Origin of the sequence: Nonomuraea sp. NPDC049637 (assembly GCF_040675235.1) — a bacterium.
Lineage (GTDB): Bacteria > Actinomycetota > Actinomycetes > Streptosporangiales > Streptosporangiaceae > Nonomuraea.
Window position 1 is genome coordinate 225,264 of record NZ_JBFAOM010000007.1, and the last position, 26,372, is coordinate 251,635.

General features: G+C 72.6%; 28 protein-coding genes. 10 read left to right on the forward strand and 18 right to left on the reverse strand.

Annotated elements, in window-relative coordinates; all coding sequences use genetic code 11:
* Window positions 1–4: 4 nt before the first annotated feature.
* Both AB0J71_RS13030 and AB0J71_RS13035 read left to right on the forward strand, forming a co-directional pair.
* On the forward strand, window positions 5–451 hold the full coding sequence (locus AB0J71_RS13030) for a hypothetical protein (RefSeq protein WP_352322420.1): 447 nt from the start codon (window positions 5–7) through the stop codon (window positions 449–451).
* The gene (locus AB0J71_RS13035) at window positions 448–843 is read left to right on the forward strand and encodes a hypothetical protein (protein WP_352322418.1); all 396 of its coding nucleotides are present in this window, start codon (window positions 448–450) and stop codon (window positions 841–843) included. The genes AB0J71_RS13030 and AB0J71_RS13035 overlap by 4 nt, the downstream gene beginning before the upstream one ends.
* Window positions 844–847: 4 nt before the next feature.
* Here AB0J71_RS13035 and AB0J71_RS13040 read toward each other — a convergent pair whose 3' ends face one another.
* A complete protein-coding gene (locus tag AB0J71_RS13040; protein ID WP_364414175.1) occupies window positions 848–2,332 on the reverse strand; it encodes a carboxyl transferase domain-containing protein in 1,485 nt (494 codons plus the stop codon).
* Window positions 2,333–2,405: 73 nt separating this feature from the next.
* On the reverse strand, window positions 2,406–3,563 hold the full coding sequence (locus AB0J71_RS13045) for a CoA transferase (RefSeq protein WP_364414177.1): 1,158 nt from the start codon (window positions 3,561–3,563) through the stop codon (window positions 2,406–2,408).
* Window positions 3,564–3,638: 75 nt separating this feature from the next.
* Here AB0J71_RS13045 and AB0J71_RS13050 point away from each other — a divergent pair, with 75 nt between their 5' ends.
* From AB0J71_RS13050 to AB0J71_RS13060, 3 genes are read left to right on the forward strand one after another with little or no spacing between them, the layout of a single operon-like run.
* Window positions 3,639–4,169 (forward strand): AAA family ATPase, encoded by a 531-nt coding sequence (locus AB0J71_RS13050; RefSeq protein ID WP_364414179.1) that lies wholly within the window; start codon window positions 3,639–3,641, stop codon window positions 4,167–4,169.
* A 47-nt stretch (window positions 4,170–4,216) separates the two neighbouring features.
* Window positions 4,217–4,738: a sigma-70 family RNA polymerase sigma factor gene (locus AB0J71_RS13055; protein ID WP_364414181.1), complete on the forward strand. Its 522-nt coding sequence runs from the start codon at window positions 4,217–4,219 to the stop codon at window positions 4,736–4,738.
* On the forward strand, window positions 4,728–5,177 hold the full coding sequence (locus AB0J71_RS13060) for a hypothetical protein (protein ID WP_352322411.1): 450 nt from the start codon (window positions 4,728–4,730) through the stop codon (window positions 5,175–5,177). The genes AB0J71_RS13055 and AB0J71_RS13060 overlap by 11 nt, the downstream gene beginning before the upstream one ends.
* Here AB0J71_RS13060 and AB0J71_RS13065 read toward each other — a convergent pair.
* Window positions 5,155–5,835, reverse strand: a complete 681-nt coding sequence (locus AB0J71_RS13065; RefSeq protein WP_352322409.1) for a histidine phosphatase family protein — start codon at window positions 5,833–5,835, stop codon at window positions 5,155–5,157. The genes AB0J71_RS13060 and AB0J71_RS13065 overlap by 23 nt on opposite strands.
* A gap of 72 nt (window positions 5,836–5,907) precedes the next feature.
* Here AB0J71_RS13065 and AB0J71_RS13070 point away from each other — a divergent pair, with 72 nt between their 5' ends.
* Window positions 5,908–6,777: an NAD(P)-dependent oxidoreductase gene (locus AB0J71_RS13070; protein WP_364414183.1), complete on the forward strand. Its 870-nt coding sequence runs from the start codon at window positions 5,908–5,910 to the stop codon at window positions 6,775–6,777.
* Between the two features lie 14 nt (window positions 6,778–6,791).
* Here AB0J71_RS13070 and AB0J71_RS13075 read toward each other — a convergent pair whose 3' ends face one another.
* The 3 genes from AB0J71_RS13075 to AB0J71_RS13085 are packed head-to-tail and all read right to left on the reverse strand — an operon-like array spanning window position 6,792 to window position 10,938.
* A complete protein-coding gene (locus AB0J71_RS13075) occupies window positions 6,792–8,600 on the reverse strand; it encodes a hydantoinase B/oxoprolinase family protein (protein WP_352322406.1) in 1,809 nt (602 codons plus the stop codon).
* Window positions 8,593–10,593, reverse strand: coding sequence for a hydantoinase/oxoprolinase family protein (locus AB0J71_RS13080; protein WP_352322404.1), 2,001 nt, complete (start codon window positions 10,591–10,593; stop codon window positions 8,593–8,595). The genes AB0J71_RS13075 and AB0J71_RS13080 overlap by 8 nt, the downstream gene beginning before the upstream one ends.
* Window positions 10,594–10,599: 6 nt before the next feature.
* Window positions 10,600–10,938, reverse strand: coding sequence for a hypothetical protein (locus AB0J71_RS13085; protein WP_352363898.1), 339 nt, complete (start codon window positions 10,936–10,938; stop codon window positions 10,600–10,602).
* Between the two features lie 135 nt (window positions 10,939–11,073).
* On the opposite strand from AB0J71_RS13085, the gene AB0J71_RS13090 reads away from it, so the two are divergent.
* The gene (locus tag AB0J71_RS13090) at window positions 11,074–11,688 is read left to right on the forward strand and encodes a thymidine kinase (RefSeq protein WP_352322400.1); all 615 of its coding nucleotides are present in this window, start codon (window positions 11,074–11,076) and stop codon (window positions 11,686–11,688) included.
* Between the two features lie 30 nt (window positions 11,689–11,718).
* Here AB0J71_RS13090 and AB0J71_RS13095 read toward each other — a convergent pair whose 3' ends face one another.
* The 4 genes from AB0J71_RS13095 to AB0J71_RS13110 are packed head-to-tail and all read right to left on the reverse strand — an operon-like array spanning window position 11,719 to window position 14,485.
* Window positions 11,719–12,123 (reverse strand): MarR family transcriptional regulator, encoded by a 405-nt coding sequence (locus AB0J71_RS13095; protein ID WP_352322398.1) that lies wholly within the window; start codon window positions 12,121–12,123, stop codon window positions 11,719–11,721.
* A 34-nt stretch (window positions 12,124–12,157) separates the two neighbouring features.
* Complete coding sequence (locus AB0J71_RS13100) at window positions 12,158–12,829, reverse strand: DsbA family oxidoreductase (RefSeq protein ID WP_364414185.1); 672 nt, start codon at window positions 12,827–12,829, stop codon at window positions 12,158–12,160.
* Window positions 12,830–12,876: 47 nt separating this feature from the next.
* Window positions 12,877–13,773, reverse strand: coding sequence for a hypothetical protein (locus AB0J71_RS13105; protein WP_352322395.1), 897 nt, complete (start codon window positions 13,771–13,773; stop codon window positions 12,877–12,879).
* A gap of 55 nt (window positions 13,774–13,828) precedes the next feature.
* Complete coding sequence (locus AB0J71_RS13110) at window positions 13,829–14,485, reverse strand: carbon monoxide dehydrogenase subunit G (protein ID WP_364414187.1); 657 nt, start codon at window positions 14,483–14,485, stop codon at window positions 13,829–13,831.
* Window positions 14,486–14,593: 108 nt separating this feature from the next.
* Between AB0J71_RS13110 and AB0J71_RS13115 the strand changes: the two genes are divergently transcribed.
* From AB0J71_RS13115 to cydB, 3 genes are all read left to right on the forward strand, one after another.
* Window positions 14,594–15,505: a polysaccharide deacetylase family protein gene (locus AB0J71_RS13115; protein WP_352322391.1), complete on the forward strand. Its 912-nt coding sequence runs from the start codon at window positions 14,594–14,596 to the stop codon at window positions 15,503–15,505.
* Between the two features lie 170 nt (window positions 15,506–15,675).
* Window positions 15,676–17,019, forward strand: a complete 1,344-nt coding sequence (locus AB0J71_RS13120; protein ID WP_364414189.1) for a cytochrome ubiquinol oxidase subunit I — start codon at window positions 15,676–15,678, stop codon at window positions 17,017–17,019.
* Between the two features lie 12 nt (window positions 17,020–17,031).
* Window positions 17,032–17,913, forward strand: a complete 882-nt coding sequence (cydB, locus tag AB0J71_RS13125) for a cytochrome d ubiquinol oxidase subunit II (RefSeq protein ID WP_352322388.1) — start codon at window positions 17,032–17,034, stop codon at window positions 17,911–17,913.
* A 6-nt stretch (window positions 17,914–17,919) separates the two neighbouring features.
* On the opposite strand, the gene AB0J71_RS13130 is transcribed toward cydB, so the two are convergent.
* The 8 genes from AB0J71_RS13130 to AB0J71_RS13165 form a co-directional block, all read right to left on the reverse strand.
* Complete coding sequence (locus AB0J71_RS13130) at window positions 17,920–18,345, reverse strand: hypothetical protein (protein WP_364414191.1); 426 nt, start codon at window positions 18,343–18,345, stop codon at window positions 17,920–17,922.
* 76 nt (window positions 18,346–18,421) lie between these two features.
* On the reverse strand, window positions 18,422–19,435 hold the full coding sequence (locus AB0J71_RS13135; protein WP_364414193.1) for a leucine-rich repeat domain-containing protein: 1,014 nt from the start codon (window positions 19,433–19,435) through the stop codon (window positions 18,422–18,424).
* Window positions 19,436–19,443: 8 nt separating this feature from the next.
* Window positions 19,444–21,795, reverse strand: a complete 2,352-nt coding sequence (gene cutA, locus AB0J71_RS13140; RefSeq protein WP_364414195.1) for an aerobic carbon-monoxide dehydrogenase large subunit — start codon at window positions 21,793–21,795, stop codon at window positions 19,444–19,446.
* A 16-nt stretch (window positions 21,796–21,811) separates the two neighbouring features.
* On the reverse strand, window positions 21,812–22,288 hold the full coding sequence (locus AB0J71_RS13145; RefSeq protein ID WP_352322380.1) for a (2Fe-2S)-binding protein: 477 nt from the start codon (window positions 22,286–22,288) through the stop codon (window positions 21,812–21,814).
* Window positions 22,278–23,150 (reverse strand): FAD binding domain-containing protein, encoded by an 873-nt coding sequence (locus AB0J71_RS13150; protein ID WP_364414197.1) that lies wholly within the window; start codon window positions 23,148–23,150, stop codon window positions 22,278–22,280. Before AB0J71_RS13150 ends, AB0J71_RS13145 begins: the two co-directional genes overlap by 11 nt.
* Window positions 23,147–24,571, reverse strand: a complete 1,425-nt coding sequence (locus AB0J71_RS13155) for a solute carrier family 23 protein (RefSeq protein ID WP_364414199.1) — start codon at window positions 24,569–24,571, stop codon at window positions 23,147–23,149. Before AB0J71_RS13155 ends, AB0J71_RS13150 begins: the two co-directional genes overlap by 4 nt.
* Before the next feature lie 150 nt (window positions 24,572–24,721).
* On the reverse strand, window positions 24,722–26,050 hold the full coding sequence (locus AB0J71_RS13160; RefSeq protein ID WP_364414201.1) for a solute carrier family 23 protein: 1,329 nt from the start codon (window positions 26,048–26,050) through the stop codon (window positions 24,722–24,724).
* A 103-nt stretch (window positions 26,051–26,153) separates the two neighbouring features.
* Window positions 26,154–26,363: an RNA-binding S4 domain-containing protein gene (locus AB0J71_RS13165; RefSeq protein WP_352322372.1), complete on the reverse strand. Its 210-nt coding sequence runs from the start codon at window positions 26,361–26,363 to the stop codon at window positions 26,154–26,156.
* Between the last annotated feature and the right edge of the window lie 9 nt (window positions 26,364–26,372).

Genomic DNA, 26,372 nt, shown 5'->3' on the forward strand with positions numbered 1-26,372 from the left:
AGCCATGAGCGGAACGCAGATGCAGAAGGTCGTGCCGCCGCGTCTGCTCGTGCCGTACCTGTCGGGCAAGCGCACCGTGATCTCCGGCTACGTCTACCGGGTCCAGGACTGCGTCAGGCTGACCACGCCGGCGGCCCTCTACTACGGCCTCGACCTGTCCTTCGACGGCTCGGAGCTGTTCCCCGAGGTGCCCGAGCTGTACCTGATGCGCTGGCACGCCCGCGACGTCGACACCTACGCGGTGCCCTACGGCCCGCACATGGGCGGCGACTGGAGCGACGTGCCGCCGTTCGCCGGCAACGGGTTCACCACCTCGCCCGACCACGTGGTGCCGCAGTTCCACACCGTCCCGATGCCGATCCCGGCGGGGGCGGAGATCGTCCACGTCACCGGCGAGGGCGAGCGGCCCTTCGCCGGCTACGACGGCCTGACCTGGCGGCCCGCCGCATGAGCGAGCAGATCACGCCGGTCGCCTCCGGCTTCGTGGCCCGCTTCGGCGAGCGCACGCTGCCGGCCGCCCTCGGCCCCGACAACGACCAGGTGGTGCTGTTCAGCGAGGTGGAGCTCGACGGCTTCGAGCCCGCCTCGGGCTACTGGCGGCGGGTGGTGGCCAGGTCGCGGCTGGAGTGGCTGGTGCTCGTCCGCACCGTCGGCGCCTTCGGCGGCGAGCCGTGCATCGTCCTCGACGAGGACGACGACGGCCTGCACATCGCCTACACCGGCCACAGCGGCATGAAGGCCGAGGCGCTCGGCTACTGGATGGTCGACCACGGCGCGTACGAGGTGGTCGTGCCGCGCGAGGAGGTCTTCTCCATCCGCGTCGAACGCATCCCCGTGCCGTAGGAGGTCAGCCCAGGGCGCGGTAGCGGGCCAGGCGGGCCGCCAGGCGGTCGGCCGGGGGCACCGCCAGCAGCTTGGCGATCTCGTGCTCCAGCGCCCGCCCCACGCGCTCACAGAACTGCCTGGGCTCGTAGGCGGCGTCGGGCAGCTCGGGGATCACCCGGTCGACGATGCCGTCGCGCCGCAGGTCGGTGGCCCGGATGTGCTGGGCCTGGGCGATCTCGGGGGCGAAGTCGACCGACCGGTAGAGGATGGCCGAGGCGCCCTCCGGCGGCAGCGGCGACAACCAGGCGTGCTGCGCGCACAACACCCGGTCGGCCGGCAGCAGCGCCAGCGCCGCTCCGCCCGCGCCCTCGCCGAGCAGCAGGCACACGGTCGGCGCGTCGAGGGTGACGAGCTCGGCCAGGCAGCGGGCGATCTCGGCGGCCAGCCCGCCCTCCTCGGCCGACTTCGACAGGTCGGCCCCCGCGGTGTCGACCACGGTGACCAGCGGCAGCCCCAGCTCGGCCGCCAGGCGCATGCCGCGCCTGGCCACCCTGAGCCCGGCCGGGCCGAGCGGCGAGCGCCGGCGCTGTCTTCGCCGGTCCTGGCCGAGCACCACGGCGGGCGCCGACCCGAACCTGGCCAGCGCCAGCACGAGCCCCGGCTCGTTCTCGCCGGCGCCGCTGCCGCTGAGCGGCGTCACGTCGGTGGCGGCCAGCTTGAGCAGCGTGCGCACGCCCGGACGGTCGTCGCGGCGCGAGCGGGTGATCGCCTCCCACGCCTCCACCGGCCGCAGGTCCTCCTCGGGCGGCTCGCCCGCCTCGACGCCGGTACGCGCGGCGCACAACACGGAAAGGGCCCTGATCGCGACCCTGCGGGCGTCGTCGGCCGATACGACGGCGTCGACCAGGCCGTGCTCGTAGAAGTTCTCGGCCACCTGGACGCCCTCGGGAAAGGGGTAACCGTGCAGCGCCTCGAACACCCGCGGCCCGAGGAACCCGATCAGCGCCCCCGGCTCGGCCGCCGTGACGTGCCCGAGCGAGCCCCAGGAGGCCAGCACGCCGCCCGTCGTCGGGTGCCGCAGGTAGACGACGTACGGCAGCCCGGCCGCGCGGTGCTCCTGCACCGCGACGGTGATCCGGACCATCTGGACGAACGCCAGCGCGCCCTCCTGCATCCGGGTGCCGCCCGACGCCGGGGCGGCCAGCAGCGGCAGCCGCTCACGCGTGGCGCGCTCGACGGCGGCCGCGATGCGGGTGGCCGCGGCGACCCCGACCGACCCCGCCATGAAGGAGAACTCGCAGACCACGACGGCGACCCTGCGGCCGTCGAGCAGCCCCTCGCCGGTGATCACCGACTCGTCGTAGCCGGACTTCACGCGGGCCGCGGCCAGCTCCTCGGCATAGGAGGAGCCGGGCTCCGCCGGATCGGCGGGCGGCGCGTCCCACGACTTCCACGACCCCCTGTCGAGGACCGCTTCGATCAGTGTGCGCGCGTCCGGACGGCTCACTATCGCTCCTAACGATCAACCGATGATGCCATGGTGACGCACGAGGGTACATGCCGGAGCCGGGAATTGCCGATCATCCCTCCCGCTCTTCGAGCCAGGCGAGCACGGCCTCGCCGTCCTGGCCGAGTGCGGGGGGCGCGGTGTGCTCGGCCGGGGGCAGGCCGTCGAAGCGCAGCGGCGGCCCGGGAAGCTCGATCGGGCCCAGCACGGGGTGGTCCACCTCGACCAGGAGCCCCTGGCTGCGGGTCTGCTCCCAGGCGTAGACCTCGTCGATCGACCTGATCGCGCCCACGGGCACGCCGGCCTCGCCCAGCCTGGCCAGCCAGTGGGCGCGGTCGTGGTCGGCCAGGGCCTTCTCCATGTCGGCGATCAGCTCGTCCCGGTGTGCGAATCTCTGCCTGTTGGTCGCATATTTCGCCACATCAGGGTCGATGTCGAGTAGCTTGGCGACCTTCTTCCACTGGCCGTCGTTCGCCACGGCGATCTGCAGCATGCCGTCGGCGCAGCGGAAGGCGCCGTAGGGGGCGATGGAGGCGTGGTGGTTGCCGTTGGCGCCGGGGACCTGGCCGCCGACCGTCCAGGCCGTGCCGTGGTAGGAGTGGACGCCGGTGACCGCGGCCAGCAGGGACGTGCGCACCACCCGGCCCCGGCCGGTGCGCTCGCGCTCGTACAGGGCCGCCGCCACGCCGTACGCGCCGTGGATGCCGGCCAGCAGGTCGGCGATCGAGGCGCCCACCCGGTACGGCTCCTCGCGCGAGGGCCCGGTCAGCGACATCAGCCCCGCCTCGCCCTGGGCGATCACGTCGTAGCCCGGCCGGCCGCCCTCGGGCCCGTCGTGGCCGAACCCGGTGATCGACAGGACGACCAGGCGCGGGTTGAGCTCGTGCAGGCGCTCGACGGGGAAGCCGAGCCGGTCGAGCACGCCGGTGCGGAAGTTCTCGATCAGCACGTCGCTCTGCCGGACGAGCCGCTCGACGAGCTGCCTGCCCTCGGCGGACTTGAGGTCGACCGCGATGGACTGCTTGTTGCGGTTGGCCGCCAGGAAGTAGGTCGAGATGTCGTGGTCGGGCCCGACGAAGGGCGGCCCCCATCCGCGCGAGTCGTCACCTCCGTCCGGATGCTCCACCTTGATCACCCGGGCGCCCAGGTCGCCGAGCATCTGCGCGGCGTGCGGCCCCGCCAGGGCCCTGGACAGATCGAGCACGACGACGTCGCCGAGGGGTCCGAGCAAGGTCAACCTCCAGCTTGCGTTGGGCCGGAAGAATATTCTCTCAGGCGGCCGTCCACCATCGCCTACCCTGGTCCGGTGAATTCCCTGGCCCGCCGCATCCAGGCCCTGCCGCCTTCCTGCGGGCCCGTGCGCCTGGTCGCCGTCGACGGCCCGGCCGGCTCGGGCAAGACCACCTTCGCCGGCCGGCTCGGCGCGGCGCTCGGCTGCCAGGTGATCCACAGCGACGACTTCCCCGTCCACTGGGACGACGGCCCCGGCTCCTGGTTCCGCCTGCTGGACGAGCAGGTCCTGCAACCGCTGCGGCACGGCCGCCCGGCCGGTTTCCGCCGCTACGACTGGGTGCGCGAGCGCTACGCCGACCAGGTCGCCGTGCCGGCCGCGCCCGTGCTGGTCGTCGAGGGCGTCGGCACCGCCCGCCGGTCGGCCGCCCGCCTGCTGGCCTTCACCGTCTGGGTGGAGGCCCCCGAGGCCGTGCGGCTGCGGCGCGTCCTCGACCGCGACGGCCCCGAGCTCGAACCCCGGTGGCGGCAGTGGTTCGCCGCCGAACGGGCCTGGTTCGCCGCCGACCGCACCCGCGAGCGCGCCGATCTCGTCGTCGAGACGTGAACCGGGTCGCCCTCCCGCCCGACTGAGCAGGGTGACGGAAGGACGACATGACAGATGAGCTGCTCGTCGTACGCGCCCAGCTGGGCGAGCGCGCGGCGATCGCCGAACTCGTACGCCGCTGGCACACCCCGGTCTGGACCTACGTCCGGCGCATGCTGGACGCCGAGCGGGCCGACGACGTGGCCCAGGAGATCTGGGCGGCCGTCGTGCGCGGCCTGCCCCGGCTGCGCGCGCCCGGACGGTTCACGCCCTGGCTGTTCACCATCGCCCGCCGGGCGGTCACCGACCGCCTGCGCGAGGAGTACGCGAGGACGGAGAGCGCGGCCGAGCCGGAACCGGTGACCGAGGACCCCGCCGAGGCCGTCGTCGACCGCGCCGGCCTGCTCGCCGCCCTGTCCGCCCTGCCCCCTGCCGAGCGGGAGATCCTCGTCCTGCACTACCTGGAGGACCTGCCGGTCGAGGTGTGCGCCCAGATCTGCGGCATCCCCGCCGGAACCGTCAAGTCCAGGCTCAGCCGCGCCCGCCGCCTCCTGCGCGACCACCTGAAGGAGATCGACCATGACCGATGAGCCGCGCCTGACCGCCGACGAGATCATCGAGCGCCTCGAACCGTCGCTGTCGCCGTGGCGGCGCGTGCGCGCGCTGACCGCCCTGCTCGCCGGGGCCGCCGGGACGGTCTTCGTCTGCGCCCTGTGGTGGACCGAGCCCGGCCCGCTGCCCGGCCGCACCCACCTGGCCTTCGCCGCTCTCGCCGTGTTCTGCCTGGCCTGGGCCTGCTACGGCGGCTGGCTGAGCACGCGCAGGACGCCGCTGTTCGCCCGCGACCGGGTGATCGCCGGCTGGATCGCCCTGGCGGCCGCCCTGCTCACCACCGCGCTCGTCGCCGCCGTGGCCGCCGGCGCGCTGGCGCTCGGGCTCGCGTTCGTGGCGGTGAGCGCCGTGCTGACCGGGCAGGCCCACGCGCGGCGGGCGCGGCTGCTGCGGCTCAAGCGGGATCTAGGTGGGTGACGTCGTTGAACGCCACCACCTCGAACCCCGCGCCCGCGGCCCGCCAGACCGACACCGACGCGTTGAGCACCGGCGCGAACCGCAGGACGTCGGCCAGGTCGGCGTCGTCCCGCCCGGCCATGACGTGCCGCAGGCCCAGCACCACCGAGTCGTGGGCGACGATCAGCACCCGCCGCCCGTCCGCCGCCGCGCGCAGCCCGTGCAGGAAGTCCTTCAGCCGGACCACCACGTCGGCCAGCGACTCGCCGCCGGGCGGGCGGTAGGCGTAAGGGCCCTCGGCGCGCATCCGCCGCACCTCGCCGGGGAACCGCTCGCCGATGGCGGCCAGGTTGAACCGGGCGAACTCGCCCGACTCCTGGTCTCTGAGCCGCTCGTCCACGGTCACCGGCAGCGCGCCGGCGCCCCAGGTCTCGTGCGCGGTCCTCCAGGTGTCGAGGGCCCGCAGGTAGGGGGAGCACCACACCTCCTCGGGCGCCTCGCCGGCGGGCAGGGCGGCCAGCATCCGGCCGAGCGCCCGCGCCTGGAGCAGGCCGAGGTCGGTCAGCGTCACCTCGTGGTCGCCCCGCTCGTAGACCAGTGGCCGGTCGCCGGCCTGCGCGTGCGCCAGGTTCGCCTGGCTCTCCCCGTGGCGTACGGCGACGATCCGCGAAGGTCCCATGCCCGCCATCCTCGCATCCGGACGCCGCACCTCGCCGAAGCCGCCGGAGCGGGCCGTCGTAGGGTGATCCTCATGACTGAAGTCGCATTGCTCGGGACCGGGCTCATGGGCGCGCCCATGGCCCGCAACCTGCTCAGGGCCGGCCTGCCGGTCAGGGTGTGGAACCGCACGCGGGACAAGGCCGAGCCGCTGGCGGCCGACGGCGCCGTCGTCGCCGGCTCCCCCGCCGAGGCGGTCGAGGGCGCCGACGTGATCGTCACGATGCTCAGCGACGGCGACGCCGTGCACGACGCGATGACCGCCGCCGCGCCCGGACTGCGTCCCGGCCAGGTGTGGGCGCAGATGAGCACGGTCGGCGTGGCGGCGGTCGACCGCCTGGCCGCCCTGGCCGCCGAGCACGGCCTGACCTTCGCCGACGCGCCCGTCCAGGGCACCAGGCAGCCGGCCGAACAGGGCACGCTGCTCCTCCTGGCGGCCGCCCCCGAGCCGGCCAGGCAGGCGCTCGCCCCGGTGTTCGACGCCGTCGGCTCGCGCACCCTGTGGCTCGGCGAGGACGGCGCCGAGGGCGCCGGCACCAGGCTCAAGATGGCCGCCGTCAGCTACGCCATCTCGATGACCGGCATCGTGGCCGAGGCCCTGGCCCTGGCCAAGGGGCTCGGTCTCGACCCCGGCCTGGTGCGCGAGGTGATCAGCGGCGGCCCGCTGGACAACGTCTACTTCCAGGCCAAGTCCAAGGCCATCCTGGAGGGCGACCTGGAGCCGTCCTTCACCGTGCACAACGCCGAGAAGGACACCCGGCTGATCACCGAGGCGGGCGGGGCGGCCGGGGTGCGGCTGGACATGGTGGCGGCGGCCGGCGAGCGGCTGCGCCGCGCCGAGGCGCAGGGGCACGGCGACCAGGACATGGTGGCCACCTACTTCGCCAGCTTCGACAAGGAGTAGCCCCTGCCGGTTCCCTACAGTTCGTCCACCTCCGCGTACGTCCTGCCGCCGGACAGCCTCGGGTAACCGGGGCCGCGGTCGAAGAAACGGTCCGCGGGCGGGCGGAGGCGGGCGCGGAGCTCGGCGGTGCCGCGTTCGTCGATGCGGTCGCCGTCCAGGACCACGCCGTAGTCGCCCAGGGCGCCGGCGATCGAGACCTTGCCGTCGCGGACGTCGGCCGCCACCGCCCTCGGGTCGCGGTCGTAGGGGGAGCCCCAGCCGCCGCCGCCCGTGGTGCGGATGCGGATCAGGTCGCCGGCCTGGACGGGGTGGTCGTCCACCAGGCCGTCCATCTCCTTGCCGGCGATCTCCACCCGGAACGGGCGCCCGGCCAGGCCGCCGTTGACGCCCCAGCACGACAGGATCGACCGGTCGGCGATCGACATGTACGACGCGTCCCGGAGCATCCTGATGTGCTTGTCGTAGCCCAGGCCGCCGCGGAACATGCCGGGGCCGCCCGAGTCGCAGGCCAGCCCCAGCCGCTCCACCCGGAACGGCCAGCGCGCCTCGGCGAACTCGACCGGGATGTTGCGCGAGTCGGGGACGATGTGGATGGTGTCCTCGCCGTCGGCGTACCAGCGGCCGCCCGAGCCGCCGCCCAGGACCTCGCGCATCAGGTACGGCGTGCCGTCCGCGTCGCTACCGTAGACGCCGGTGTAGCGGATGGTCTCCTGGTCGGCGGGCATGCGTCCGCCGGTGGCCTTGGCCAGCACGCCGGCCAGCACGCCGAGCAGGCGCAGGATGACGAACGTGCGGGCGTTGGTGGGCGCCGGGAAGACCGGGGTGAGCAGCGTGCCCTTCTCCGGGAAGACCATCCTGATCAGCGGCACGACGCCCTCGTTGACGTCGAGCTCGGCCATGCGCTCGGGCGTGTCGGCGAGGTTGCGCAGCACCGGCGCGAGCCACTTCTTCAGGAAGACGCCGTCGGCGTAGTCGCCCGCGTGGTTGATCGGGCCCTTGGCCTGGGGTGAGGTGCCGGTGAAGTCGATGGTGAGCGGCGCGTCGGCGGCGTGGTCGACGGTGAGCGTGATGCGCTGGGCGTGCAGGCGGGGCTCGTCGACGCCGTCGTGCTCGGCGTAGTCCTCCCAGACGTACGTGCCCTCGGGGATCTTGGCGAGCAGTTCCCTGCGGAAGGTCTCGGTGGTCTTGGAGACGATCGCGTCGAAGCACTCCTCGACGGCCTGCCTGCCGTACCGGTCGAACAGCTCGCCGAGGCGGCGGGCGCCCATGAGGCAGGCCGAGCACTCGGCGTCGAGGTCGCCGGCCAGGGAGTCGGGCATGCGGGAGTTGCGGGTCATGATGCGCAGCGCGGTCTCGTTCGGCACGCCCTGGTCCCACAGCTTGATCGGCGGGATCATCAGGCCCTCCTCGTACACCGAGCGGGCGTGCGAGGGCATCGAGCCGGGCACCGCGCCGCCGATGTCGTCGTGGTGGCCGAACGCCTGCACGAACGCCACCACGCCCCCGTCGTGGAAGACCGGCACGGTGACGCACAGGTCGGGCAGGTGGCCGATGCCGCCCTCGGACAGGTAGACGTCGTTGTGGAAGTAGACGTCGCCGGGCTTCATCGTCTCGATCGGGAAGTCGCGCACGATCGGCTGGACGAGCGCGCTGTAGGAGCGGCCGGTGAGCTTGCGCAGCCGGGCGTCGTGGATGCCGGCGCGGAAGTCGTGCGCGTCGCGGATCATCGGGGAGCGGGCCGTGCGGGCGATGGCCGTCTCGACCTCCCGCTCGACGGAGGCCAGCGTGCCCTCGACGATCTCCACCAGGATCGGATCAATCACGTCGGATCTCCACATTTCCGTATTCGTCCACCTTTGCGGTGAAGCCCGGATGCACGGGGATCGTCGACCCGTACTCCTCGATGACCGCCGGGCCCTGGACGGTGGCGCCCGGCCCGAGGGCGGCCCGCTGGTGGATCGGGGTGTCGCGGGTCTCCTCGAAGTGCACAGGACGGACCGACGTGGCCCCCTCCCCCGCCTTGTCGAGCCGCCGGATCGCCGGACGGGTGATCGGACCGATGCCCGAGACGCGCAGGTTGACCCATTCGACGCCGTGGCGGGGGTCGTCGCGGTAGGCGTAGCCGTACAGCTTCTCGTGGGCGTCGTGGAAGGCGTCGATCACCGTGCGCTTCCAGTCGTCGTCGAGCGGGCCCGCCGGGGCGGTGACGCGCACCTCGAACGCCTGCCCGTAGTAGCGCAGGTCGGCGCTGCGGACGTGGACCGGGTCGTCGAAGCCCTCGCGGTCGAGCGCCTCGGCGGCCTGGCCCTCCAGCTCCTGGAAGATCTGCGCGGCGGTCTTCAGCGCGAGGTCGCGGGTGACGTACGTGCGCACGTAGTCGTTCTTGACGTCGACGGTGAGCAGGCCGAACGCCGAGACGTTGCCCGGGTCGCGCGGCACGACGACGGCGGGCAGGCCCAGGATGTCGATCAGGCGGCAGGCCAGCAGCGGCCCCGACCCGCCGAACGTCACCAGCGGGAAGTCCCGTACGTCGAGGCCGCGCTTGACGGTGAGCTGCCGGATCGCGTTGCTCTGGTTGAACGCGCTGATCTCCAGGATGCCGGTCGCGGTGCGCTCGGGGGTGAGCCCGAGCTTGTCGGCCAGCGCCTCGACGCCGTGGCGGGCGGCGTCGGCGTCGAGCGGGATCTCACCGCCCAGCAGGTGGGGCGGGATGCGGCCGAGGAACACGTGCGCGTCGGTGACCGTGACCTCCGAGCCGCCCCTGCCGTAGCACAGGGGCCCCGGATCGGCGCCGGCGGAGCGGGGGCCGACCTTCAGCGTGCCCTCGGGCGAGATCCAGGCCACCGAGCCGCCGCCCGCGCCGACCGTGACGATGTCGATCATCGGGATCTTGCACGGGTACCGGCCGACCGTGCCCTCGGTGGTCAGGGACGGCTCGCCGTCGATCACCACGGCCACGTCGGTCGAGGTGCCGCCGCCGTCGAGGGTGATCACGGACGGGTGCCCCGCGGTGGAGGCGATGAGCGCCGCGCCGAGCGCGCCCGCCGCCGGGCCCGACAGCACGGTGGTGATCGGCTGGTTGACGACCTCGCGCGCCGACAACACGCCGCCGTTGGACTTCATCACCGAGAACGGCATGCCGAGCCGGTTGGACAGGCCGGCGATGTAGCCGCGCATGGCGGGCTTGACCGCGGCGTCCACCAGGGTGGTGATCGAGCGCTCGTACTCGCGGTACTCGCGCAGCACGTCGCTGGAGAGCGAGATCACCGCCTCCGGGTGCTCGCGCCAGAGGATCTCGCGCATGCGGCGCTCGTGCTCGGGGTTGGCGTAGGAGTGCAGGAAGCACACGCCGACCGCGGTGATGCCCTTCGACCTGAACCAGCGCGCCGCCTCGACGGCCTGCTCCTCGGAGAACGGCCGCACCTCGTTGCCGAGGTGGTCGAGCCGGCCGCCGACCGTCCTGACGAGGTGCACGGGGACGATCCGCGGCGGTTTCACCCAGAAGTAGGAGTTGCCGTAGCCGTCCGGCACACTCTGCCTGGCGATCTCCAGGATGAACTCGAAGCCCTCGGTGGTGATGAACCCGAGGTTGCCGATGCGGTCTTCGAGCAGCTGGTTCGTCGCGACGGTGGTGCCGTGGACGATGGAGGCGACGTCGAGCTCGCCCAGCTTCCCGATGCCCGCGACGAACCCGTCGGCCGGGTTCGCGGGCGTCGAGGGGGTCTTGGTGGTGACGATCTCACCGGTCTGCTCGTCCACCGCCACGACGTCGGTGAACGTGCCCCCGGTGTCCACTCCGATTCGGACGCTACGCATGGCTCCTCAGCTTCGGCGACGGCCGAGAACTTCGTCGATGACCCGGGGCGCGTTCTGGGTGCCGACGTAGGCCGCCAGGCGCACCACCAGCTCTTGGGATTTTGCCAGTTCGGCCTCGACTCTGGCCTTCCCCGACTGGCCCGCCTGCACGCCGAAGTAGGCGCCCATGATCGTGCCCACCACCCCGGCCACGCCCGCGAACAGCGCGGCGAACTCCTTGGTGGCGAACACCGCGGCGCCGAAGGCGATCAGGATCGCGACGATGCCCGCCACGACGACCAGGAAGCCGTACCGCCATCGGGTGGCGTCGGCCTGGGCGGCCGTCACGTCGTCCTGTGTCAGCATCGCGTCGAGCGTCGGTGGATTGTCGGTGACCACAGTTCCTCCTGATAGTCCAGGGGAGAAATGTCCCACGAGGTCATGGAACAAGCCAAGCCGCTAAGCTGGCCTCCTGTGACCGAACTGTCTGCCTTGTCAGCCGTGCCATCCGGAGCCCGGGACGCCGTGCTGAAGTTCTACTTCGGCCCCATGGACTGCGGGAAGTCCACTCTGGCGCTCCAGATGAACTACAACCACGGCCGCCAGGGGCGGCGGGGACTCGTCCTGACCAAGCACGACCGCTCCGGCGGCCCGAAGGTCACCAGCCGGATCGGGCTGGGCCTGGAGGCGATCGAGGTGGAGGACTCCCTCGACCTGGTCGGCCTGGTCACCTCGCACGAGCGCATCGACTACCTGATCTGCGACGAGGCCTGCTTCTACACGGTCGAGCAGATCGAGCAGCTCGCCGACCTGGTGGACGAGCACGGCATCGACGTCTACGCCTTCGGGCTGGCCTCCGACTTCAGATCGGTCATGTTCCCCGGCGCGCAGCGGCTGTTCGAGCTGGCCGACGAGGTGTGCCGGCTGCAGGTCGAGGTGTTGTGCTGGTGCGGACGCCCCGGGCAGCTCAACGCGCGCGTGGTGGGCGGGGTGCTGGCGCGGACGGGCGAACAGGTCGTGATCGGCGACACCGACGCCTCGCCGGTGCGCTACCAGGTGCTGTGCCGCCGCCACCACCGCTCCGGCCAGCTCGGCGAGGGCGGCGCCCCGGCCTGACCCGCCTGGCTGCGACCTGAGCCGGGTGGCTCACACCAGCCGGTCGAGGGCGTCGTGGAACAGGCGTCGGTCGTGCTCCGGCAGGGCGGACAGGAAGGCGCGCTCGGCCTCCTCCACGGCCGGCACCGCGAGGCGCACGGTCTCGCGGCCGCGCTCGGTCAGCTCGACCGCGTTCTTGCGGCGGTCGCCCGGATGCGGCCGCCGCGCCACCAGCTGCTTGCCCTCCAGCGCGTCGACCATGGCGACCATCGTCGTGCGGTCGATGCCGAGCCGCTGGGCCGCCTCCTGCTGCGACAGCGGCTCGGGGGCGTCGATCACCGACAGCACCCCGAGCTCCCGCCCGTCGATCCCGTAGGGCGCGAGCGCCGGGCCGGTGAACTCGGCCAGGCGCAGCGCGGCATGCTTGAGCAGGTAACCAAGGCGGCGGCTCGACACCTTCCGATTGTCGCACCGCCGCGGGCGGGACCGTTCAGACCGCGCAGTAGCCGTCGTCGTCGCAACCGTCGGCCGGCGGGGCGAGCTGGGTGATCGGCGTCTGGCCGGTACGCTCGGCGACCTCGTCGATCGCCGCGGCGAAGGCGTCCTCCGGCTGCGCGCCCGACACCGCGAACTTGCCCTCGAACAGGAACAGCGGCACTCCGCTGACGCCCAGCGCGCCGGCCCTGGCGAGCTGCTCGCGCACCTGCTCGGCGCTCTGGCCGGTGTCCTGGACGCCGACCTCGCCGGCCAGGCGGCTCAGCACGCCGGGGTCGCCGACGTTCGCGCCCTCGCCGAAGTACGCGCGGAACAGCCGCTCGGCCATCTCCTCGCCGAGCCCCTGGGCGGTGGCGGCGTCGATGAGCCGGTGGGCCTCGAAAGTGTTGGTGTTGACGGCCCGCTCGTAGTCCATCTCCAGGCCCTCTTCGACGGCGACGGCCCTGACCCGCTCGGTCATCTGCCGCGCGCCCGGCCCGAACTTGCGCTCAAGGGCCGGGATCAGCGGCTCACCCTCGACGGGGGCGTCGGGATTGAGCTGGAACGGGCGCATGGTCACCTCGATCGTGCCGCCCTTGGCACGGAAACGCTCGGCGGCGCGGGCGAACCTGACGTGCCCGATGTAACACCAGGGGCACACGACATCGGAGAAAATCTCGACTTTCACACCGGCGACAACCACGCGGCCCGCACGACGATTCCGCCGGCCGCGGGTCAGCCGGCAGCCAGCTCCTCCAGCCGGTAGGGCAGGTAGGCCGAGTCGTCCACCAGGGCGGACGCGCCGCGCCACCAGCCGAACCACTCGCCGCTGCGCCACATCCAGTCGACCCGCTCGATGGCGGCCACCACGTCGCCGACCGTCCCCCAGCGCTCGCCCAGCTCCTCGCGGGTGACGCCGTGGCGGACGGCCCAGGCCCGCAGCACGCCCGCGGCGGCGGCCGGGATCTCGCGGGCGTACGGGTCGGGCTTCTCACCGGGCAGCCGGTGGGGCCCGAGCCCGGCGGCCACTCCCCAGCTCCACTGGGCCTCGGCGGGCCTGGAGTAACGCAGCGACTGGAAGTCGAGGTTGGACCCCAGCGCGTCGTCGGGACGGCGGGCGACGACCGCGTCGAGCCGGCCGCCCGCGTCGAAGTGCACCACCAGCCGCTGGCCCGGCCCGACCCCCGGCGGCAGCTCGAAGCGGTCCTCGGCCTGCCAGGAGTTGAGGTCGACCTCGGCGACGGGCCGGCCCCAGATCTGGTCGGCGGCGTCGTCGGCGATCCAGGCGGCCAGCATCTCCAGCGCGGTCAGGTCGGTCCACGGCTCGATCGCGAGGGCCGTGCGCAGCACGTCGTCGGGCGGCGGCAGCTTGCCGCCCCTGGGCCGCGTCCACCAGCCGGCGCCCAGCTCGCGGGTGCCGACGAGGAGCGCGGCGATGGCGGCCAGTTCGGCCGATCGGCGGGTGAGCGACGCGCCGAGCGCGAGCCCGAGCACGCGGTCGGTCCGCTGGTCGCCGAACACCGGCCGCACCTCGGCGACCAGGGACTCGGCGGTGGGGCGCTCCTCCCCCAGCAGGTCGCGTACGATGCGCCTGGCTTCGTTCCGTGCGTCTTCAGCGTGTGCCTGCCGCATACCGCCACGCTACGCCTGGAGATCCTTTTCCGCGAGGGTCGTCGTGGCGCGTCCCTCAGCCGCGCCGGCCACTCGTGTCGCGGCCGAGCAGCCGGCCCACGGCGACGCCGGCGAGCGCGGCGGCCGCGCCCATGCCGAAGGCGGCCAGCAGCGCCCACGGGCGGGTCTCGGCGTGCCGCGCGGGCGGCCGTTCGTAGACCGCCGGGGCGGCCTGGGCAGCCTGGGCGGCCTCCGGGGCGGCCGGGGTCGCCGGAGCCGGAGCCGGGGGCGGGGGCGGGGCGCTGAGGTGGCCCTCGACGGCGGAGAAGAACTCGCCCGCCGTGCGTTTGGCGACCGAGCCGAGCATGCGCTGCCCGACGCCGCCGATCATCCCGCCGATCACCGCGTCGGCGTCGTAGTCCACCCGGGTGCCGCCGTCGATCTCGCTCAGCCGTACCAGGACGGTGGCCTCGACCGTGCCCGGCGCGCCCTGGCCGCGCGCCCGCAGCGTGAAGCTCTCGGGCGCGCGCGGCTCGGCCAGCGCGACCTCCCCCTGGTAGACGCCCTTGATGGACGCCACGCCCGCGTTGACCGTCATCCTGTAGGTGTCCGGCCCGGTCTCCTCCAGGCGCTCGCAGCCCGGGATGGTGCGCACGAGCACCGCCGGGTCCTGGAGCGCGGCCCACACTCGATCTCGCTGTACGCCGATCACGGCGCTGCCCGCCACCTTCATGCGGCCACTCTAGGCACCGGCGACCGGCTGGTTAAGGGCAAGACCTGCCAGTCGGGCGACGCGTCGTGCGGATCATCGTGGGGATCAGGGCTGGCAAGATGGTGCTCCATGTGCTGGGGGCGTGGAACGGTCAGGGGCGGGGCCGGGCGTGGCGGGCTGGGGCCGGCCGTGCTCGCCGGGGTTCTGGTGGCGCTGGCCGCCGGGTGTGCCACCGGCGGCACCGATGGCGACACCGGCGGGGTCGTGGCCGGGCCGTCGGCGAAGCCGTCCGCGACCGGAGGGACCACGTCCCGGCCCACGCCGCAGGGCTCGCCGGGGGCGCTGCCGCGGGCCGGCGAGGTGGGTCCGATCAAGGGGGAGAACGGCCTGCCCCCGGTGATCAGCTCGATCCCCACCAGGCGCAAGGTCGTCTTCCTGACCATCGACGACGGCTGGGAGCAGGACCCCGGCTTCGTCAAGCTGGTACGCGACCGGCGCGTGCCCATCACCGCCTTCGCCATGCGCGACGCGGTCGAGGCCAAGGGCAGCCCCGACCCGGCGGGCGGCCCCGGCCGCTACGTGGGCGCCGGCAAGTGGGGCTACTTCCGGCAGCTCCGCGACGTCCACGTGCCCGTCGAGAACCACACCCTGACCCATCCCGACCTGCGCCGCCTGCCCCTCGACGGGCAGCGCCGCGAGATCTGCGGCGCGGCGCAGGTGGTCGGCAAGGAGATCGGGACCCGGCCGGCGTTGTTCCGGCCGCCGTTCGGCAGCTACAACACCGACACGCTGCGGGCCGCCCGGCGGTGCGGGGTGAAGGCCGTGCTGCTGTGGACGGCCACCGTCCAGCCGGGCGGCAAGATCGCCTATCAGGTGCCCGACAAACGCCTGCGTCCGGGCGACATCCTGCTGCTGCACTTCCGGCCCAACCTGGCGGCCGACTTCCGGGTGCTGATCGACAAGATCAAGCGGCGCGGCTTCGAGCTGGGCAATCTGCAGGCCTACCTCGACGCCTCAGGCGAGGTCCGCCGGGCGGGGTAGTGCGCAATCCGCCCGGCGGGTGACGCGCCGGGACGTACCCGTACGGGATCCTCGAAAAGTAGGCAGAACCGGGGGATGTGACCAACGTCGCATCGCGTTGCTCTACGGCCTGTAGTACTACTACAGATAGAAGTACTACAGCTTGTAGAGCTATGAGCGGGTGGGGATTGATGGACGCGCTTGACCTGGCACGGTGGCAGTTCGGGGTCACCACCGTGTGCCACTTCTTGTTCGTGCCCCTGACCATCGGTCTGGGCGTCTTCGTCGCGGGCCTGCAGACGGCCTGGCACCGCACGGGCAAGGAGCACTACCTCAAGCTCACGAAGTTCTTCGGGAAGCTGTTCCTGATCAACTTCGCCATGGGTGTGGTGACCGGCATCGTGCAGGAATTCCAGTTCGGCATGAACTGGAGTGAGTACTCCACGTTCGTCGGTGACGTCTTCGGCGCGCCGCTGGCCATGGAGGCGCTGCTGGCCTTCTTCATGGAGTCCACGTTCCTCGGCCTGTGGATCTTCGGCTGGGACCGGCTGCCCAAGAAGGCACACCTGGCCAGCATCTGGGCCGCCGCCATCGGCTCCAACCTGTCGGCCTACTTCATCCTCGCGGCCAACGCCTGGATGAAGCACCCGGTCGGCTACGAGGTCGTGGACGGCAAGGCCAGGATGACCGACCTGTGGGCCGTGCTGACCAACTCCACGGCGGTCGCGCAGGTGCCGCACGTCATCGGGGCCGCGTTCATCGTGGCGGGCGGGTTCGTGCTGGCGGTGAGCGGCTACGGGCTGCTGCGGACGCGCGCGCCGATGTGGCGCAGCGCCGCCCGTGGCGCGCTGGTCATGACGGCGATCGCGGGGGCGGTCGTCGCGGGCACCGGCGACATGTCGGCCAAGCTCATGTACGAGCAGCAGCCCATGAAGCTGGCCGCGGCCGAGGGCCTGGAACGCGACACCGCGGGCGCGGCCTTCTCCCTGGCGCCCGGCATCGAGATCCCCAAGGTGCTCAGCTTCCTGGCCACCAACGACTTCGGCGCCACCGTCCAGGGCACCGAGGACCTGCAGAAGCGCTTCGAGCAGCAGTTCGGCCCCGGCGACTACCGGCCCGACCCGACGATCGTGTTCTGGTCGTTCCGCGTGATGATCGTGTTCGGCATGGCCACCGCGGGGCTCGCGCTGCTCGGCCTCTGGCTGACCCGGCGCAGGCGCGAGGTGCCGTCCTGGCTGGCGCGGGCGCTGCTGCTCGCGCTGCCGCTGCCGTTCGCGGCGGTGATCGCGGGCTGGCTGCTGAGCGAGATCGGCCGGCAGCCCTGGACGGTCGCCGGCGAGCTGCTGACCGCCTCAAGCGTCTCGCCCGGCGTGACCCTGGCCGAGGTCGCCATCTCGCTGACCGTCTTCACACTCCTGTACGGCGGCCTGGCCGTGGCCGAGGTCGTCCTGCTGGCCAGGCACGTGCGCAAGGGCGTCGAGGAGCGGCAGCCCGCTCCCGAGGCGCAGACGCTCGAACCGTCGCTGATGTACTAGAGGGACCAGACCATGATCAACCTGTGGTTCGTCATCATCGCCTTCCTCTGGACCGGGTACTTCGTCCTGGAAGGCTTCGACTTCGGCGTGGGCCTGCTGGCGCCGCTGCTGAGCAGGAACGCCGCCGAGCAGCGCCAGAGCCTGCAGACCATCGGCCCCGTCTGGGACGGCAACGAGGTGTGGCTGATCACGGCGGTCGGCGCCATGTTCGCCGCCTTCCCCGCCTGGTACTCCGGCCTGTTCAGCGCGTTCTACCTGCCCGTCACGCTCATCCTGGTCGGCCTGATCGTGCGCGGCGTCGGGCTGGAATGGCGCGGCAAGGTCGCCAACCCGATCTGGTGCGACCTCGGCATCCTGGTCGGCAGCGGCCTCCCGGCGTTCCTGTGGGGCGCGATCTTCGCCGACGTGCTGTTCGACAGCGGCCCGGCGGCCCTGCTCGGCGGCGCGTTCACGCTGACGCTCTGCGTGCTGCACGGCGCGGTCTTCCTCGCGCTGCGCACCACCGGCCCGGTGCGCCGCCGGGCCAGGACCGCCGCCATGGCCGCCGCGGCGGTGGCCATCCCGGTGGCCGTGCTGGCCCTGTCCAACCTGGGCTCGCTGCCCGCGCTGGCCGCCATGGCCGCGCTGGCCGCCGCGGCGGCGCTGATCTGGCGGCGCAGGGAGGGCTGGGCGTTCGGCGCGACCGCCGCGGGCATCGTGCTGGCCACGCTGGCGGTCTTCATGGAGCTGCGCCTCGCGCCGCTGCCCGGGCTGACCCTGGCGGCGGCCGCCTCGGGGCCGTACACGCTGACGATGCTGAGCTGGATCGGGCTGATCACGCTGCCGTTCGTGCTGGTCTACCAGGGCTGGACGTACTGGGTGTTCCGCAAGCGGGTCATGCTCGCGGCGGCGTAGGGCGTCTCAGCCGACCGTGCGCATCTGGTTCGTGCGGTGGTCCTTCAGGTGCAGGTCGCCGCCGAGCCGCTCCTTCAGCAGCTCCAGCACCTTGCGGCTGGACAGCACCGTCCACAGGTTGCCGACCAGGTGCGGGTTGTACTCGGGGGCGGCGTCCATCCAGGCGTCCTTGCCGGACTGGCTGGCGAACGTCGTGACGAAGAACTGGCCGTCGGCGGTCCGGCAGTAGCCCGTACGGATCTCGGCGGCGTCGACCTGCATGCGCGGCTTGCAGCCGACCCTGGCGGCGAGCTGCTCGACCGTCTGGGGCGCCGCCGCCCGCGCGGCGTTCTGGCCGGCCGCCGCCGGGCCGCCGGAGCCGCCGCCGGCGGAGCAGGCGGCGACCAGCCCGGCCAGCAGCGCGAGGACGGCCAGACGTGGAAGTGTCGTCATGTGCGGAGATACGCACGGCCGCCCGCGCCGGTTCAGCACCGGTTGAGTGCCGGTTGAGCGCCGGTCGAGTGCCGCTTCAGCGCAGGACGACGCAGCCCCGGGCGCGCAGCAGATCGAGCACCGGCGGGTCGTCGTAGAGCTTGTTCCAGCGCAGGTCGAGCTTGCGCAGGCCGGTCAGCTCGGCGACCGCGGCGGGCAGCTCGCGCAGCCGGTTGTTGCGCAGGTCGAGATGGGTGAGGCCGGACGGCAGCGCGGGCAGCTCGCTCAGATGGTTGTCGCGCAGGTCGAGCACGCGCAGCTCGGTCAGCGCCGCGAGGGCGGCGGGCAGCCGGGTCAGCCGGTTGCCCTGCAGGTGCAGCTCGCGCAGCCGGCCGAGCCCGCCGACGGTCTCGGGCAGCGCCTCCAGCCGGTTGTTGTACAGGCGCAGCTCCACCAGTGACGCCATCGACCCGAGCGCGTCCGGGAGCCCGGTCAGCCGGTTGTCGGTGAGGTTGAGGTAGGCCAGCCGGTCGAGCCGGCCGAGCGCGGCCGGGACGTCGGTGAAGCCGTTGTCGCTCAGGTAGAGGTAGTCGGTGAGCGGCAGGTCGCCGACCTCGGGCGGGATCGAGGCGAGCCGGTTGTGGCCGAGGTCGAGCATGCGCAGCCGGGTCAGGCCGCCGATGTCGGCGGGGATCTCGGTGAGGGCGTTCTCGGCGAGGTTGAGTGATTCCAGCGCGGTCAGCTTCCACAGCCCGGCGGGCACGGACGTCAGCCGGTTGCCGCCGAGCGCGAGCTGGCGCAGGCGCGGTGCGAGGTCGCCGGGCAGGCGCTCGATCCGGTTGCCGTAGAGGAAGAGGGTCTCCAGGCCGGGCGGGCAGTCGGGGACCTCGCTCAGCTCGTTGCCGTCGAGGTGCAGGGCGCGCAGCGCGGTCAGGCCGGACAGGCCGGGCAGCTCGCGCAGCCGGTTGCCGTCGAGCCGCAGCTCCTCCAGCGCGGCCAGCCCGGCCACCTGGGCGGGCACGTGCGTGATCTCGTTCCAGGCCAGGTCGATCGTGCGCACGTCGTCGGGCAGGTCGGGGAAGCGGGTCAGGCCGGCGCCGGGAGCGAGCATGGCGCCGATCATCGCATACGCAGCTCGAACAGGTCCGACGGCGAGATGGGCATGCGGTCGATCTCGATGCCCTCGGCGTCCTCGATCGCCGAGGCGATGACCGCCGACACCGGGATCACGCCGGCCTCGCCCGCGCCCTTGATGCCGAGCGGGTTGAGCGGCGAGGGCGTCTCCAGGTGGGCGGTCTCGATCGGCGGGATCTCGGTGGCGTACGGCATGAGGAAGTCCATGAACGAGGCGTTGACGAGCTGGCCGTGGACGTCGTACTCCATGCGCTCGTACAGGGCGCCGCCGATGCCCTGGGCCACTCCCCCGTGGATCTGGCCCTCCACGATCATCGGGTTGATCAGCCGGCCGCAGTCGTGCACGACGGCGTACCTGACGACCCTGATCTCGGCGGTGTCGGGGTCGGTCTCGACGATCGCCGCGTGCATGCCGGAGGCGAACGTGGACCTGATCGGCGAGTAGAACTCGCGCCCCTCCAGGCCCGGCTCGTCGCCCTCGGCCACCGGCGGGCGGGCCGGGTCGGCCGCGCCGGAGAACTGGGTCGCCCTGGCCGTCTCCTCGTCGAAGGCGTAGCGCAGCGGGTTGGCCAGCACCGCCACCGTCGAGAGCGGGATCGCGGCGGTCGGCGCGCCCACGACGTGCACCATGCCGTCGTCGATCTCCAGGTCGGCCGGGTCGGCCTCCAGGGCGTCGGCCGCGATGCGCAGCGCCTTCTCCTTGACCTTCCGGCAGGCCAGGGCGATGGCGTTGCCGCTGACGACGGCGGCGCGGGAGGCGAAGGTGCCCACCGCGTACCCGAACCTGCGGGTGTCACCGGTGACCACGCTGACGCGGTCGATGGGCACGCCCAGCTCGGCGGCGGCGATCTGGGCGAAGGCGGTCTCGTGACCCTGCCCCTGGGAGGTCAGGCCGGTCGAGACGTGCACCCGGCCGTCGGAGGTGATCTGCACGTGCCCGCCCTCGTACGGGCCGACGCCCGTGCCCTCGACGTAGCAGCCGATGCCGATCCCCCGGCCGGGACGCCGCTCGAAGGAGTCCCAGCCGATCAGCTCCTTGAGCATGCGGAGCATCTCCGGGTAGTTCCCGCTGTCGTAGATGAGCGGGCGGCCGTCCTGGAACGTCATCCCCTGGTCGTAGGGGAACTCCTCGGGCCGGATGAAGTTGGCCGCGCGCACCTGCGTGCGGTCCTTGCCCAGGTAGCGGGCGATCTTGTCCATGGTCCGCTCCATGCAGAACACGCCCTGCGGCCGACCGGCCCCCCGGTACGGCGTGACCTGCACGGTGTTGGTGTAGACCGCGGTGAACTCGACCCGGTAGGCCCCCGGCTTGTACGGCCCCAGCAACTGCGTGGAGGTGACGATGGGCACGATGATCCCGTACGGCGTGTAGGCGCCGTGGTCGTGCAGGATCGTCACGTCCAGGCCCAGGACGCGGCCGTCGTCGTCGAAGCCGACGCGTACGTGGTGGATCTGGGCGCGTTCGTGCGCGGAGGAGATGAAGTGTTCCCTGCGGTCCTCGGTCCACTTGATCTCGCGGCCGAGCGTCATCGCGGCCCACGGCACCAGGATCTCCTCCGGCCACGGGTGCACGATCTTGACGCCGAAGCCGCCGCCGACGTCCGGGGCGATCACCTCGACCTGCGGCAGCGGAAGCCCGAGCGCGGCGGCGACGGCCATGCGCACGCTGGTGGAGGTCTGGGTGCTGGAGTGGACGCGCAGGTCGCGGCCGTCCCAGCGGGCGTGCACGCCGCGTCCCTCCAGCGGCATGCTGGCGCTGCGCTCGATGTCGAGCCGGAAGGCCAGCGTGTGCGGCGCGCCCTCGACGGCCTCGCGCGCGCCCCTGCCGTCGGCCCCCGGCACCTCCTGGACGAGGTGCGCCCCCACGTTCCCCGGCACGTCCTCGTGCACGAGCTGGGCGCCCTGCACCGCCTCGGCCAGGCCGACGACCGGCTTGAGCGGCTCGTAGGCGACCTCGATGAGCGCGCAGGCGTCCTCGGCGGCGTACCGGTCGGCGGCCACGACCATGACCACGGGCTCGCCGACGTGCCGGACGACCTCCCTGGCCAGCGGGTACGCCGTGCGCCCGTGGGTGAGCGCCGGGTGCGGGATCAGCAGCGGCAGCGGCCGGCCCACCCGCTCGGGCAGGTCCTCCCAGGTGTAGATCGCGACCAGGCCGGGCACGTCGAGCGCGGCGGACACGTCGATGTCGCCGACGCGGGCGTGGGCGTGGGGTGACCGGACGAACGCGGCGGCGAGCGCGTCGCGGCCCAGGTCGTCGAGGAAGCGGCCCTGGCCGGTGAGCAGCCGCGGGTCCTCCCGCCGCTGCACCGGCTCGCCGAACATCCTGGTCGTCATGACTCCCCCAGCAAGCTCATGACTCCTCCGCCAGCAGTTCGGCGGCGCGGTGGACGGCCTTGACGATGTTCTGGTAGCCGGTGCACCGGCACAGGTTGCCGGACACGCCTTCGAGCACCTCCTCGTGCGTGGGGGCCGGGTTGTCGGCCAGCAGGGCGGTCACCGTGCACAGGAAGCCCGGGGTGCAGAAGCCGCACTGCAGGCCGTGGCACTCGGCGAAGGCCCGCTGCACCGGGGAGAGCCCGTCCGGGCCGGCCAGGCCCTCGACGGTGGTGATCTCGTGCCCGTCCACGGTGACCGCGAAGGTCAGGCACGACCGGACCGGCTCGCCGTCGAGCAGCACCGTGCAGCAGCCGCAGACGCCGTGCTCGCAGCCGACGTGCGTGCCGGTCAGGCCGAGGTCGTGGCGCAGGCAGTCGGACAGCAGGCGGCGTCCGGGGACGGTGACCCGCCGGGCCGTGCCGTTCACGGTCAGCGTGATCTCATGTTCCACCGGTCGCCGTCCCCTCCCGTGCCGCCTCGCGCAGCGCCCGTTCGGCCAGCACGCCCACCAGGTGCCGGCGGTAGGCGGCGGTGGCGTGGATGTCCCCTTCGGGGTCGGTCCCCTCCCGCACGGCCCGCGCGACGGTGGGCCAGTCGACGCTCGCGGCCGGCCGGTGGCCGCACTCGCCGGTCACGTCCATCAGGACGGGCACCGGGCCCACGCCGACGCAGGCGACCCTGGCCGCGGCGACGCGCAGGTCGTCGTCGAACGTGACCACGGCGCAGACGCCGGCCAGGGCGTAGTCGCCGTGCCGCCGGGACACCTCCTCGAACGCCGTCCCGGCGCGCCCGCCGAGCGCCGGGAAGTAGGCAGACACGGCCAGCTCGTCCGGCCGGACGCCGGACTCCATGGGCCCGACGAAGAACTCGCGCGCCGGCACGTCCCGCTCGGCGACGCCGGCGGCGGTCCAGCGGGCCAGCCGCACCGAGCCGCCCAGGACGGCCAGCACCGCCGGCAGCTCGGCGGCGGGATCGGCGTGCACCAGGCTCCCGACGACCGTGCCCCGGTTGCGGATCACGGGGTGGGCGACCAGCCGCAGCGCCTTCGTCAGCAGCGGGTGCGCGCCGGACCGGGCCACCCGCGAGTGCCGGGCCAGCGCGCCCACCCGTACGCCGTCGCCGCCCGCCTCCACGGTGTCCAGGGCGGTCAGGCGGTTGATGTCGACGATGTGCTCGGGCGCGGCCAGCCGCATGTTCAGCATGGGGATCAGGCTCTGGCCGCCGGCCAGCACCTTGCCGTCCACCTCGGCGAGCGTCCGCAGCGCCGCGCCGAGGTCGCGGGGGGCGTGGTGGGTGAACGGCGGCGGCTTCACCCGGCCTCGCCCCCGGCCGGTTTCGGGGCCGGTCCCGGTGAGCGCCCGGCTATGACGCGCAGCAGGTGGTAGCCGCCCACCACCACGACGGTGCCGAGCGCGATGCCCTCCAGGGAGAAGTCTCCGCCGATCATGTGCGTCACCGGTCCGATCGCCAGGATGATGCCCGCGCCGATCGGGACCATGTTCACCGGGTCGGCGAAATCCACCCGGTTCTCGATCCAGATCTTGGCGCCGAGTAGTCCGATCATGCCGTACAGGATGACGGTGACGCCGCCGAGCACGCCGCCCGGCGTGGCGGCGACCAGCGCCCCGAACTTCGGGCACAGGCCGAACAGGATCGCGATCAGGCCGGCGATGTAGTAGGCGGCCGTGGAGTAGACCTTGGTGGCCGCCATGACGCCGATGTTCTCGGCGTAGGTGGTGGTGGGCGAGCCGCCGACGGCGCTGGTGACGACGGTGGCGGCGCCGTCGGCGATGATCGCCCGGCCGATGTAGGGATCGACGTCGGTGCCGGTCATCTCGCCCACGGCCTTGACGTGGCCGACGTTCTCGGCGATGAGCGCGATCACCGCGGGCAGCACGAGCAGCACGGCGGAGAACCGGAAGTCGGGGGCGTGGAAGTCCGGCAGCCCGAACCAGTCGGCTTTGGCGACGGCGTCGAAGCTGACCCGGTCGTGCGGGAAGGCCGTGGCCACGCAGTACGTGCCCTCGGCCGGACAGGCCGCGCCGGCGGCGTCGCGCAGGTTCTGGCCGGGCAGCACGGAGGTGACCGGCCCGGCCGCCCGGTCCAGCACCCAGGACAGCGCGAACCCCGTGACCAGCCCGATGAGCACCCCGACGCGCCCGGCGAACCCCTTGAACGCCACGATCACCACGAACGTCACCAGCATCGTGACCAGCGCCACCCACTGGTCCTGCCCCCAGTAGACGTCCGCGACCACGTACGCCAGCCCGAACCCGATGAGCATCACCACCGCGCCGGTGACGACGGGCGGGAAGACCCGGTGGATGATCTGCACGCCGAGCACGTGCACGGCCAGCCCCGCCAGCGCCAGCACGAGCCCGGCGACCAGGATCGAGCCGGTCACGACGGCGTCGGCGATGCTCTGGTCGGCGCCGACGGCGGCCCTGATGGCGAGCACGCCGCCGACGAACGAGGCGCTGGTGCCCAGGTAGCTGGGCACCTTGCCCTTCACGATCAGCAGGAACATGATCGTCGCGACGCCGGACATCATCACGGCGACGTTCGGGTCGAGCCCCATCACCAGCGGGAACACGAACGTGGCGCCGAACATCGCGATCACGTGCTGGGCGCCGAAGCCGACCATGCGCGGCCAGCTCAGCCGCTCGTCGGGCCTGACCACCTCGCCGGGCGCCAGATGCCTGCCGTCACCGTGTCTGGTCCATCCGAAAACCATCTGCGCCCTCTCTTCCGGGCCGGCGACCGTGCCTCTGCGGGCACATTAGGACCGCTGGGATGCGGCTACACGGGCATGATCTGCCAAATATCCCGCGGTCACCAGAGCGAACCTCCGTACGGGGAAGTCGCCGGCCGGTCAGAGAGGGGGTTATCGGCCTGTTTCGGGCACCGGTTCGCGGCGCGTGGCGCGCAGCAGGTGGTAGCCGACGAGCAGCACGATCGTGCCGAGCGCGATGCCGCTGAGGGAGAACGTGCTGGTGATCGGGAACGCGACCGGCCCGATGGCGATGATGATGCCGGCGCCCACCGGGACGAGGTTGACCGGGTCGGACAGGTTCACCTTGTTCTCGATCCAGATGCGGGCGCCGAGCAGGCCGATCATGCCGTACAGGATGGTCGTGACGCCGCCGAGCACGCCGTCGGGGGTCGCGGCCACGAGCGCGCCGAACTTGGGGCACAGGCCGAACAGGATCGCGATGACCGCGGCGATGTAGTAGGCGGCCGTGGAGTAGACCTTGGTGGCCGCCATGACGCCGATGTTCTCGGCGTACGTGGTGGTGGCCGGGCCGCCGACCGAGGTGGCGACCACGGTGCCGACGCCGTCGGCCATGATGGCGCGGCCCATGTAGCCGTCGACGTCCGCGCCGGTCATCTCGCCGACGGCCTTGACGTGGCCGACGTTCTCGGCGATGAGCGCGATCACGACCGGCAGCACCAGCACGATCGCCGACACCTCGAACACCGGCCCGTGCAGCGAGGGCAGGCCTATCCAGTCGGCGTCGGCGACGCCCTGGAGGTTGACGCGGAAGTGCTCGGTCACCTTGCCGGTGGCGTCGGGGGCCAGGATCTTGCCGCCCACCACGTCCCAGACCCACGACAGCACGAACCCGAAGACCAGGCCGAGCAGCACGCCGATGCGGCCGAGGAAGCCCTTGAGTACGCCGATGAACACGAACGTGGCCGCCATGGTGAGCAGCGCCACCCACGGGTCCTTGGGCCAGTAGACGTCGGCCGCGACGTAGGCCATGCCGAAGCCGATCAGCATCACCACGCCGCCGGTGACGATCGGCGGGAAGACGCGGTGGATGATCCGCACGCCGAGCAGGTGGATGGCCAGCCCGCAGCCGGCCAGCACGACGCCGACGGCCAGCAGCGCGCCGGTGACGGTCGCGTCGCCGCCCCCGGCCGCCCTGATCGCCACCACGGCTCCCACGAAGGACGCGCTCGACCCGACGTAGCTGGGGATCTTGCCCTTGACGATGAGCAGGAACAGGATCGTCGCGACGCCGGACATCATCACGGCCAGGTTCGCGTCGAGCCCCATGACCAGCGGGAACACGAACGTCGCGCCGAACATGGCGATGACGTGCTGGGCGCCGATGCCGACCATCCGGGGCCAGGAGAGCCGCTCGTCAGGCTTGACGACCTCTCCCGGCGTCAGATGTTTCCCGTCGCCGTGCAGCTTCCACCCGAACACCGCGAACCCACCTCAATCTTCCGCCTGACCAGCGGCGACGTCTTCCGAAGTATGTCGGAGAGCACAATAAGGGGTGTCGCGACCATCCGGATACGGCGGGCCGTTATTGCACGTGGATCGTGAACCCGTCGCCGCTCACCACCTGGCCGGCACGGATCTTCGCCGTCTTCCGCAGCTCGACCTCGCCGTCGACCTGGACCAGGCCCTCGGCGATGAGGTGTTTGGCCATGCCGCCGGTCTCGGTGACCCCGCAGTACTTCAGCAGGTCGCACAGCGGGATGTACTCGGAACGCAGTTCGAAATCCAGATCCACGAGCCCCAA